This is a genomic window from Quadrisphaera sp. DVD1 (assembly GCF_058932755.1).
Genome location: NZ_JBZYWI010000129.1, coordinates 1 through 9,051 on the forward strand (window position 1 = coordinate 1; position 9,051 = coordinate 9,051).

Sequence of the window (9,051 nt, forward strand, 5' to 3'; positions counted from 1 at the left end):
CGCGGCACCCGTCACCGCGAGGGAGCCGTTCAGCGCCCTCGCCACCGCGACCCGCTCTGCAGCCCTCTCCCGACGCGTCCCGGTCTCGGCGACGAGCCAGTCCGCGGTCGACACGGCACCGATCCCCGCGGCGACGCGGCGGGCGTCGGCCTCGGCCAGCAGCCGCAACCGCGCCGCCTCCAACCGCGCCGCCTGACGCTCCAGCTCGACCACCGCAGTGCGCACCTCGGCGTCCGAGCACTGCCACCACGACGCACCGAGCGCCCCCGTGACGGCGCCCGCCAGCGCCGCAACGACGTCGCCGCAGGCCACCTCCACGACCCCCACGCTAGAGCCCACCACCGACAGTCCCGCCCCACCAGAAGAGCCCCTGACCTGCGCGGATGGGTGGCGAGACTCCATGATCACGGGGAGGGGGCGGGGGAGGTGGTGGGGAGGGGAGGAAGGAGGTCGGGAGGGGCGAGGCGGCGGCTGGGCGGGTGGGCTGTGGGCAGCGTCACGGGCTCTGGGCTGGTGCGGCGCGGGCGAGGCGGCCACCATGTCCAGGATCGCGCCTCGTGTCCGGCGCGCGTGCCGCCGACCACGGGCCGCTGCTCGAGGAGCCGACATGACCGGTGCTGCCGGATGAGCCGCCTCGAGGTCGCCGCCGACCCGAGCGCCCTGGCCGCCGACCCGTGGCGGCCCTCGCGCCACCGCCCCAAGCCGCTGGCCGAGGTCGCGGCCGTCCTCGGCCTCGCGAGCACCTCCTCCGCGGGGCCCGTCGTCACCGGCGTGGCCCAGGACTCGCGCGCCGTGCGTCCCGGCGACCTGTACGCCGCGCTGCCGGGCGCGCAGTGGCACGGGGTGCGCTTCGCCGAGCAGGCCGTGGCCCGCGGTGCGGTCGCCGCGCTCAGCGACCGCCCGGTGCCCGGCCTGCCCACCCTCGTCGTGCCCGACCCGCGGCTGGCCCTGGGCCCGCTCGCGGACTGGCTCTACGACGCGCCGTCGGCCGCTCTGGAGGTCTACGGCGTCACCGGCACCAACGGCAAGACGAGCACCACGCACCTGCTCCAGGCGGGGCTGGAGGCCGCGGGCCTGCGCACCGGGATGGTCAGCGGCGTCCAGGCCAGCGGGCCGCAGGGCGCCCGCCCGAGCCGGCGCACGACCCCCGAGGCCAGCGACCTGCAGTCGGCCCTGGCCAGCCTGCGCGACCACGACGCCCAGGCCGTGGCGGTGGAGGTCTCCAGCCACGGCCTCGCGCTGCACCGCGTCGACGGCACCCGCTTCCGCGCGGCCGTCTTCACCAACCTCGGGCGCGACCACCTCGACTTCCACGGCGACGTCGACCGCTACTTCGCCGCCAAGGCCTCCCTCTTCACCCCCGAGCGGTGCGCGCTGGCGGTGGTCGGCACCGGGGACGAGCACGGACGCCGGCTGGCCCGCACGGCCACCACGCCCGTGGTCACCTTCGCCACCTCCACCAGCCGGCCCACCGGCGCGGACTGGGAGGCGGGCGAGGTGAGGGCGAGCGCCCTGGGCACCGCCTTCCGGCTGCGCGGCCCCGGTGTCGACGTGCCGGTGCGCCTGCGCCTGCTCGGCGCCCACCAGGTCGACAACGCCCTGGGAGCGGTGGCCGCGCTGGTCTCCACCGGCGTCGACGTCGCCGACGCGGTGCGGGGGGTGCAGTCGCTCGACGGCGTGCCCGGGCGGATGGAGCGCGTGGACGTCGGGCAGCCCTTCCTCGCCCTCGTCGACTACGTGCACAACACCTCCGGCCAGCGGCGGGTCCTGCCGTTCCTGCGGTCCCTCACCCGGGGGCGCCTCGTCGTCGTCGTGGGCGCCACCGGCGACCGCGACCCGAGCAAGCGCGCCCCCCTGGGGCGCACCGCAGCGCTGCACGCCGACACCGTCGTGGTCACCGACGAGAGCCCGAACTCCGAGGACCCCGCGGTGCTGCGCGACGCGGTGGCCGCGGGCGCCCGCAGCGCGGGGCGCGCCGAGGTGCTCGTCGAGCCCGACCGCGCGGCCGCGATCGCCCTGGCCGTCTCCCTCGCCGCACCGGGCGACGTGGTGGTGGTCGCCGGCCGCGGCCACGACGGCGAGGTCGTCCACGCCGGGCGCACGCGCGCCTTCGACGACCGGACGGCGCTGCGCGAGGCGCTCGAGGAGGCGCTGGGCGGCGCCTCGAGCAGCACGGCCAGCTGGGGCAGCGCGGCCAGCTAGGCGCCGCGGGGCCCCTCGGCGCGGACGACGGCCACCGGGCACCGGGCGGCGTGGATGACGCCGTGGCTGACCGAGCCGAGGAAGAGCCCCGCGACGCACCCGTGCCCGCGGGCGCCGACGACCACGAGCCCGGCCTCGGGAGAGCCGCGGGTCAGGGCCAGGCGCGCGGGCTCCTGCACCACGCTCTGGTCCACGACGAGGCCGGGGAGCTCGTCGCGCACCCGGGCCACGGCCTCGGCGACGTCGCGCTCGGCCGCCCGGCGGCTCTCGTCGGCCAGGCCGGCGTCCAGGGCGGCGCCGTAGGCCACGCTCGTGGCCAGGGCCTCCGGCGGCGTCCAGGCCGAGACCACGCGCAGCACCGCCCCGCTGCGCTCGGCCAGCTCGGCGGCGAAGCGGAGCGCGGCGTCGGCACCGGGCGACCCGTCCACGCCGACCACCACGGGGTGCAGCGGGCCGGGGCGGCGCAGGCCGTCCCCGCGCACCACCACGACGGGGCAGCGCGCGTGCGCGCTCACGGTGAAGGCCACGGAGCCCAGCAGCGCCCCGGCCAGGGCCCCGCGGCCGCGGTTGCCCACGACGACGAGGTCGGCCGTGCCCGAGGCCTCGACCAGCGCGGTGGCGGCGTCGCAGAGCCGGGTCACCGCGCGCACCGGCACCTCGTGCCCGCCGGCGCGGGCGCGCGCCACGCCGTCGCGGGCCACCTGGCGGGCCAGGACGCCGGCCTCGGTGGGCAGCTCGGGGGCGGCGGCGCACATGCCCGCGCTGGTCCCGAAGCCGTCCATCGCGTGCAGCACGGTCAGCACGGTGCCGCGCCGCTCGGCCTCGGCCGCCGCCCAGGTCAGCGCCGGGGCGGCGCTGGCGGAGCCGTCGTAGCCGACGACCACGCCCCGGGCCACCTCCGGCGGCCCGCCGGCCAGCCGCTGCGCGAGCTCCTCGAACCCCTCGGACCTCTCGGACCCTGACGCCGACACCGTCGTCTCCGCCATGGCGATCCCTCCTCCGTCGAGGACGACTGTGCTCCTCGCCGGGCCGCCGGTCCAGAGCCGTTCACGCTCCCGGGCCACGGCCTCGCGCCCCGGGTGCGCCCGGATGTCGCCGGTCTGGGCAATACTCCTGGCGAGCGGCGCCCGCCGGGCCGCCGACGACGACGCGTGAGCACGGGAGCGGAGGTGCGCATGACCGCCGGGCACCACGGGCCTGCTGCGCCCGCACCCCTCCCGTCCGCCGCCGAGCGGGCCGGCGCCCAGGGCGCCCACGAGGTCCTCTTCTTCCGCCCCGGCCCCGGTGGCGACTGGTTCCAGGTCAGCGGGATCGGGCGGGCCCCGGGCTGGGCCGGCTCGGTCTGCCCCCGCGAGGACGACGAGCCGGTGCTCACCCGCGCGCTGGAGTCCTCCGCCGGCGTGCGGGTGCTCTCCGGCGCCCCCTCGCGGATCGTCGGCCCCTACTACGCCGGCACCGCCGTCCTCCTGCGCGTCAGCGACGACCTGCTGGCCGTGTGGGGGCACCCGGGCCGCAGCGAGCGCCTGCTCGCCGCCACCGACGCCGAGCTGCGAGCCCTGTCGGCCGAGCTCGTCGACCTCGCCGAGGACGGCGGCCCCGCCCAGCGGCTGCGCGAGGAGCTCGACGTCCTCCACGCCGTCCAGGCCCTGACCACCGGGCTCGACCAGCCGCTGGGGGCGACGCTGCAGCGCGTCGCCGAGGTGGTGCGCGACGCCCTCGGCTGCCAGGTGGCCGTGGCCTGGCTCGGCGAGCGCTCCGGCGTGGCCGTGGCGGACTGGACGGCCACGCAGGGCCCGGAGGCCCTCGTCGCCGCGGCGTCCGCCGCGGTGCCGCTGCCGGGCGAGCCGCCGCTGGTGCGCCAGGACAGCGCCCGCGACCCCCTGCCCGCGCCGCTCTCGCCGGCCGACGGCGTGGTCTCCCACCTCGTCGTGCCGCTCGACGTGCCCGGCGGCGGAGGCGTGCTGGCCGCGCACACCGGCGCCGGGGCCCGCGGCTTCACCGCGCTGTGCCAGCGGATCGCCGTCCAGCTCGCCGGCACCGCCAGCGCCCTCCTCCAGGTCGCCGCCGCCCGCGAGCAGGTCGAGCAGCAGCTCAGCGACACCCGGCTGCGGCTCGGGCGCGACGCGCTGACCGACGTCGGCAGCCGCCACCGCTGGGACGAGGAGCTCGCCGCCGCCCAGGGCCTCGTCGACAGCGGCGTGCCGGTCGCGGTCGCCCTGCTCGACCTCGACGACCTCAAGTGGGTCAACGACACCTACGGCCACCCGGCCGGTGACGCCCTGCTGCGGGCCTGCGCGGCCGCCGTGCGCGGGTGCCTGCGCGGCGACAGCGACGTCGTCGCGCGCGTGGGCGGCGACGAGTTCGCCGTCCTCGTGCCCCGGGCGACCGACACCGAGTCCCTGGCCGCCCGCCTGCGCGCCGGCCTCGACGCCGCCCCGACGTCCTCGGGCCTGCCGGTGCGGGCCAGCGTGGGCGTGGCGCGCGCGCTGCCGGGGGAGCGGGTGGAGGAGGCGTTCGCCCAGGCCGACGCCGCGATGTACGCCGACAAGCGCCGCCGCCGCGAGCAGCGGGCCCACGCGTGAGCGGTGCGACCCCGGCGCCGGAGGCGCCCGCTGCGCCCGGCGCCCCCGCGCTGTCCCTGCGCGGCCTGACGAAGCGCTTCGACGACACCCTCGCCGTCGACCGCCTCGACCTCGACGTTCCGGCCGGCTCCTTCTACGGCCTCGTGGGGCCCAACGGCGCCGGCAAGACGACCACCCTGTCGATGGCCACCGGCCTGCTCCGCCCGGACGCCGGCACCGCCGCGGTGCTCGGCACCCCGCTGTGGACCGGCGCGACCGCCTCGGTCGACGCCAAGCGCCTGCTCGGCGTCCTGCCCGACGGGCTGCGCCTGTTCGACCGCCTCACCGGCGCGGAGCTGGTGCGCTACGCCGGGCTCCTGCGCGGTCTGCCCCGCGACGTCGTGGAGCAGCGCACCGCCGAGCTGCTCGCCGCGCTCGACCTGGCCGGCGCGGCCGACGTCCTCGTCGTGGACTACTCCGCGGGCATGACGAAGAAGGTGGCGCTGGCCAGCGCGCTGGTGCACGCGCCGCCGGTGCTCGTGCTCGACGAGCCCTTCGAGGCCGTCGACCCCGTCTCGGCCGCGGGCATCCGCGCGATCCTGCGCGGCTTCGTCGCCGGCGGGGGCACCGTGGTGCTCTCCAGCCACGGCATGGACCTCGTGGAGCGGCTCTGCGACCGGGTCGCCGTCGTCGCCCAGGGCCGGGTGCTGGCCGCCGGCACGATCGAGGAGGTCCGTGCCGGGGCGTCCCTGGAGGAGCGCTTCGTCGCCCTCGTGGGGGCCCGGCCGGCCGACGCGGAGGCCCTGGCGTGGTTGCGCACCTCCTCTCGCTGAAGCTGCGGCTGCTGCGCAACGGGCTGCGCCGCAGCGCCTGGCAGGTCGTCGCGCTCGTCCTCGCGCTGCTCTACGGCCTGGGCATCGCCGCGCTCGCCGTCGCCGGCCTGGTCGCGCTGCGCGCCGCCTCGGCCGAGACCGCGGCCACGGCGGTCACCCTCGGCGGCTCCCTGCTGGTGCTCGGCTGGGGCCTCGTGCCGCTCGTCGCCTTCGGCACCGACGCCACCCTCGACCCCTCCCGCCTCGTGCTCCTGCCCGTGACCGCGCGCCGGCTCGTGCCCGGCCTGCTGCTCGTCGGGCTGGTCGGGGTGCCCGGGCTGGTCACCGCCCTCACCGCGCTGGCCACCGTGGTGACCTGGTCGCGCGGCCCCCTGGTCGCGGCCGTGGCCCTGGTCGGGGCGCTGCTGGGCCTGGCCACCTGCGTGGCGCTCTCGCGGGCCACGACGACGGCCGCCGCCGGGCTGCTGCACGGGCGGCGCACCCGCGAGGTCGGCGCCGGCGTCGGGGCCCTCGTGGCCTCCGGCCTCGGCCTCGTGCCGCTCGTGCTGCAGAGCACCGGGGGCCTGGACGCCGACCGGCTGCGCCGCCTCGCCGCCGTCGCGGGCTGGACGCCGCTGGGCTGGGCCTGGACGGCGCCCGCCGAGGTGGCGCTGGGCCGTCCCGGCGCCGGCCTGGCCAAGCTGGCGCTGGCCGCGCTGGCCCTCGTCGTCGTCCTCGCGCTGTGGGCGGTGGCGCTCGAGCGCGCGCTGGTCACCCCGCCGGGCGCGGGTGGCGGCCGGCGCGCCACCGTCAGCTCGGCGTCGGGGCCGGCGTCCCGGGCGCTCGCCCGCCTCGAGGGCACGCCCACCGGCGCGGTCACCGCGCGCGCCCTGCGCTACTGGCGGCGCGACCCCCGGTACCTGACCGCGCTCGTCGCGCTCGTCGCGATCCCGCTCCTCGTCGTCCTCCTCGGCGCCACCTCCGTGCTCCCGCCCGGCGCCGCCGCGCTGGCGGCCGCCCCGGTGCTGGGCTGGGCGCTGGGCTGGACCGGCCACAACGACGTCGCCTACGACGGCAGCGCCGTGTGGCTGCACGTGGCCAGCGGCCTGCCCGGGCGCGCGGACCGGCTCGGGCGCGCCGCGGCGCTGCTCGTGTGGGCCGTGCCCCTGGTGCTCGTCGTCGCCGTGGTGGCCGCGGCGCTCAGCGGCGCCTGGGGGCTGCTGCCGGCCACCGCCGGCGCGGCGCTGGCCCTCCTCGGCTCGGGGGTCGGCGTCTCGGCCGTGGCGAGCGCCCTGACCCCCTACCCGGTGCCCGAGCCGGGCGCGAACCCCTTCGCCACCCCCCGCGGCGCCGCGATGGCGTCGTTCGTCGCGCAGCTGGCCACGACGCTGGTGACGGGGCTCGTCGCCTCCCCGGCCCTGGCCCTGCTCGTCGCGGCCGCGCTCACCGACCGCCCCGGCCTGGCCGCCGCGCTCTCCTGGGCCGCCCTGGCGACCGGCCTCGTCTGCGGCGCCGGCGCGGCCGCGCTCGGGGTCGTGGCCGGCGGGCGCGTCTTCGAGCGCCGCGGCCCCCAGCTCGTCGCGGTCGCCAGCCGATGAGCGCCGCGCGCCGGGGGTCCGCTGCGTCCCGGTGGCTCTTCGCCGCCGCGGTGCTCGTCCAGCTCGTCGTCCTCTACGCCCCGCGCGCGCCGTCCACCGGCGGGGTGTGGTGGGTCGACAAGCTCGTCCACCTGTCGGTCTTCGCCGCCGTCGCGTGGACCGGCCGGGCGGCCGGCGTCCGCCTGCGCCTGCTCGTGGGGCTGCTGCTCGCCCACGCGGTGCTCAGCGAGGCGCTGCAGCACTGGCTGCTGCCCGGCCGCAGCGGCGACTGGCGCGACGCCGCGGCCGACGCCGTCGGCGTGCTCGTCGGCGTCCTGCTCCCCGCGCCGCGCAGCGGCACCCGAGGCAGGATGGACCCGTGGCGCAGGACGGGGCCGAGGAGCTCGCAGGCTGGTCGATGACGGGCCGGCTGCTCGTCGCCACCCCGGCCCTGGAGCACCCGGCCTTCCGCCGCGCCGTCGTGCTCCTGCTCGACCACACCCGCGAGGGCGGCGCGCTCGGCGTCGTGGTCAACCGCCCCACCACGACCGACGTGGACGCCGTCCTGCCCAGCTGGCAGCCGTTCGTCACCGTGCCGGGGCGGCTGTTCCAGGGCGGCCCGGTGGCCCTCGACAGCGCCCTGGGGCTCGTCACGGTGCCCGGTGACGAGCTCGACCCGCTCGGCGTGCGCCGGATCACCGGCTCCGTGGGCGTCGTCGACCTCGACGCCCCGCCCGAGGTGGTCGCGCCGGTCGTGGCGGGGCTGCGCATCTTCGCCGGGTACGCCGGGTGGAGCGCCGGGCAGCTCGAGGCCGAGATCGAGGAGGGCTCCTGGTACGTCGTCGACGGCGAGGCCGGGGACGCCTTCACCGACGACCCGGAGGGCCTGTGGGCGGAGGTCCTGCGCCGCCAGGGCGGTGACCTGGCGATGGTCGCGACCTTCCCCGACGACCCCTCGATGAACTGACGGCCCGCCCCGGAGGCACCCGGGGAGCGTCCCCGCGGCGCACCTAGACTGCGGCCCATGAGCGAGCCGCTGTCCGACCCCTCCGCCCAGCCCTCGACGTCCGACCCCTCGGGCCCCGGGTCGCAGGGGACGGCGCTGCTCGAGCGGCAGCAGCTCGAGCAGGAGGTCGAGCCCGGCGACCACGAGCGCTTCGCGCACTACGTGCGCAAGGAGAAGGTGCTGGAGTCGGCGCTGTCGGGGGAGCCGGTCATCGCGCTGTGCGGGAAGGTCTGGGTGCCCGGGCGCGACCCGCAGCGCTTCCCCGTGTGCCCCACGTGCAAGGAGATCTACGAGGGCCTGCGCCCCGCCGGTGACGAGCCCTCGGGCTCGGGGGAGTGATCACCGGCGAGCTGCGGACCGCGCTCGCCGGCATCATCGCGCTGGTCTCGCTGGTCGCCTTCGAGGCCCTCGCCGTCAGCACCGCCATGCCCGTGGTGGCCACCGACCTGGGCGGGCTGCGCCACTACGGGCTGGCCTTCTCCCTCTTCCTCACGACGAGCCTGCTGGGCATGGTGGTCGCCGGCGGCTGGACCGACGCCCGCGGCCCGCTCGTGCCCACCGCGGCCGGGATGGCGGCCTTCTGCGCCGGCCTGGTGCTCAGCGGGACGGCGTCCACCTTCGCGGTGATGCTCGCCGGGCGCGTGGTCGCGGGCCTGGGCGGCGGCGTCCTCGTGGTCTGCCTCTACGTCGTGGTCGGCTCGCTCTTCCCCGAGGACGTGCGCCCGACGGTCTTCGCCTGGATGAGCTCGGCGTGGGTGCTGCCCGCCCTCGTCGGCCCGCCGCTGGCCGGGTGGCTCGCCGGGGAGGTGACCTGGCGGCTGGTGTTCCTCCTCGTGCCGCCCGTCGCCCTCGTCGCGCTCGCCGTCCTGGGACGGCGCCTGGCCTCCGTGCCG

9 protein-coding genes and 1 pseudogene are annotated in these 9,051 nt (G+C 78.6%); 8 read left to right on the plus strand and 2 right to left on the minus strand.

Going from position 1 to position 9,051, the window contains the following annotated elements; translation table 11 throughout:
• Positions 1–318, minus strand: a pseudogene (locus AC5FZL_RS13215) (hypothetical protein); the annotation flags it as partial.
• A gap of 306 nt (positions 319–624) precedes the next feature.
• Here AC5FZL_RS13215 and AC5FZL_RS13220 point away from each other — a divergent pair.
• Positions 625–2,202 (plus strand): UDP-N-acetylmuramoyl-L-alanyl-D-glutamate--2,6-diaminopimelate ligase, encoded by a 1,578-nt coding sequence (locus AC5FZL_RS13220; protein ID WP_493619337.1) that lies wholly within the window; start codon positions 625–627, stop codon positions 2,200–2,202.
• On the opposite strand, the gene AC5FZL_RS13225 is transcribed toward AC5FZL_RS13220, so the two are convergent.
• Positions 2,199–3,188 carry a universal stress protein gene (locus AC5FZL_RS13225; protein WP_493619339.1) on the minus strand — a complete coding sequence of 330 codons (990 nt, stop codon included), beginning with the start codon at positions 3,186–3,188 and terminating at the stop codon, positions 2,199–2,201. The two genes, AC5FZL_RS13220 and AC5FZL_RS13225, sit on opposite strands and share 4 nt — an antisense overlap.
• Before the next feature lie 165 nt (positions 3,189–3,353).
• Here AC5FZL_RS13225 and AC5FZL_RS13230 point away from each other — a divergent pair, with 165 nt between their 5' ends.
• From AC5FZL_RS13230 to AC5FZL_RS13260, 7 genes are all read left to right on the plus strand, one after another.
• Positions 3,354–4,784: a GGDEF domain-containing protein gene (locus AC5FZL_RS13230; protein ID WP_493619340.1), complete on the plus strand. Its 1,431-nt coding sequence runs from the start codon at positions 3,354–3,356 to the stop codon at positions 4,782–4,784.
• Entirely contained in the window at positions 4,781–5,596 is an 816-nt protein-coding gene (locus AC5FZL_RS13235; protein ID WP_493619342.1) for an ABC transporter ATP-binding protein, read from the plus strand. The genes AC5FZL_RS13230 and AC5FZL_RS13235 overlap by 4 nt, the downstream gene beginning before the upstream one ends.
• Positions 5,572–7,173 (plus strand): transporter, encoded by a 1,602-nt coding sequence (locus AC5FZL_RS13240; RefSeq protein WP_493619344.1) that lies wholly within the window; start codon positions 5,572–5,574, stop codon positions 7,171–7,173. The genes AC5FZL_RS13235 and AC5FZL_RS13240 overlap by 25 nt, the downstream gene beginning before the upstream one ends.
• On the plus strand, positions 7,170–7,574 hold the full coding sequence (locus AC5FZL_RS13245) for a VanZ family protein (RefSeq protein WP_493619345.1): 405 nt from the start codon (positions 7,170–7,172) through the stop codon (positions 7,572–7,574). Before AC5FZL_RS13240 ends, AC5FZL_RS13245 begins: the two co-directional genes overlap by 4 nt.
• The gene (locus AC5FZL_RS13250) at positions 7,571–8,119 is read left to right on the plus strand and encodes a YqgE/AlgH family protein (protein ID WP_493619349.1); all 549 of its coding nucleotides are present in this window, start codon (positions 7,571–7,573) and stop codon (positions 8,117–8,119) included. The genes AC5FZL_RS13245 and AC5FZL_RS13250 overlap by 4 nt, the downstream gene beginning before the upstream one ends.
• 57 nt (positions 8,120–8,176) lie before the next feature.
• Positions 8,177–8,497: a DUF3039 domain-containing protein gene (locus tag AC5FZL_RS13255; RefSeq protein ID WP_493619346.1), complete on the plus strand. Its 321-nt coding sequence runs from the start codon at positions 8,177–8,179 to the stop codon at positions 8,495–8,497.
• A partial coding sequence (locus tag AC5FZL_RS13260; RefSeq protein ID WP_493619347.1) for an MFS transporter occupies positions 8,494–9,051 on the plus strand: 558 nt, incomplete at its 3' end. The genes AC5FZL_RS13255 and AC5FZL_RS13260, both read left to right, overlap by 4 nt.

Excerpts from the sequence above, each read along its gene's own strand:
- AC5FZL_RS13255 (WP_493619346.1), top strand. The coding sequence starts at position 8,177 with ATGAGCGAGCCGCTGTCCGACCCCTCCGCCCAGCCCTCGACGTCCGAC.
- AC5FZL_RS13245 (WP_493619345.1), top strand. The coding sequence starts at position 7,170 with ATGAGCGCCGCGCGCCGGGGGTCCGCTGCGTCCCGGTGGCTCTTCGCC.
- AC5FZL_RS13220 (WP_493619337.1), top strand. The coding sequence starts at position 625 with ATGAGCCGCCTCGAGGTCGCCGCCGACCCGAGCGCCCTGGCCGCCGAC.
- AC5FZL_RS13225 (WP_493619339.1), bottom strand. The coding sequence starts at position 3,188 with ATGGCGGAGACGACGGTGTCGGCGTCAGGGTCCGAGAGGTCCGAGGGG.
- AC5FZL_RS13250 (WP_493619349.1), top strand. The coding sequence starts at position 7,571 with ATGACGGGCCGGCTGCTCGTCGCCACCCCGGCCCTGGAGCACCCGGCC.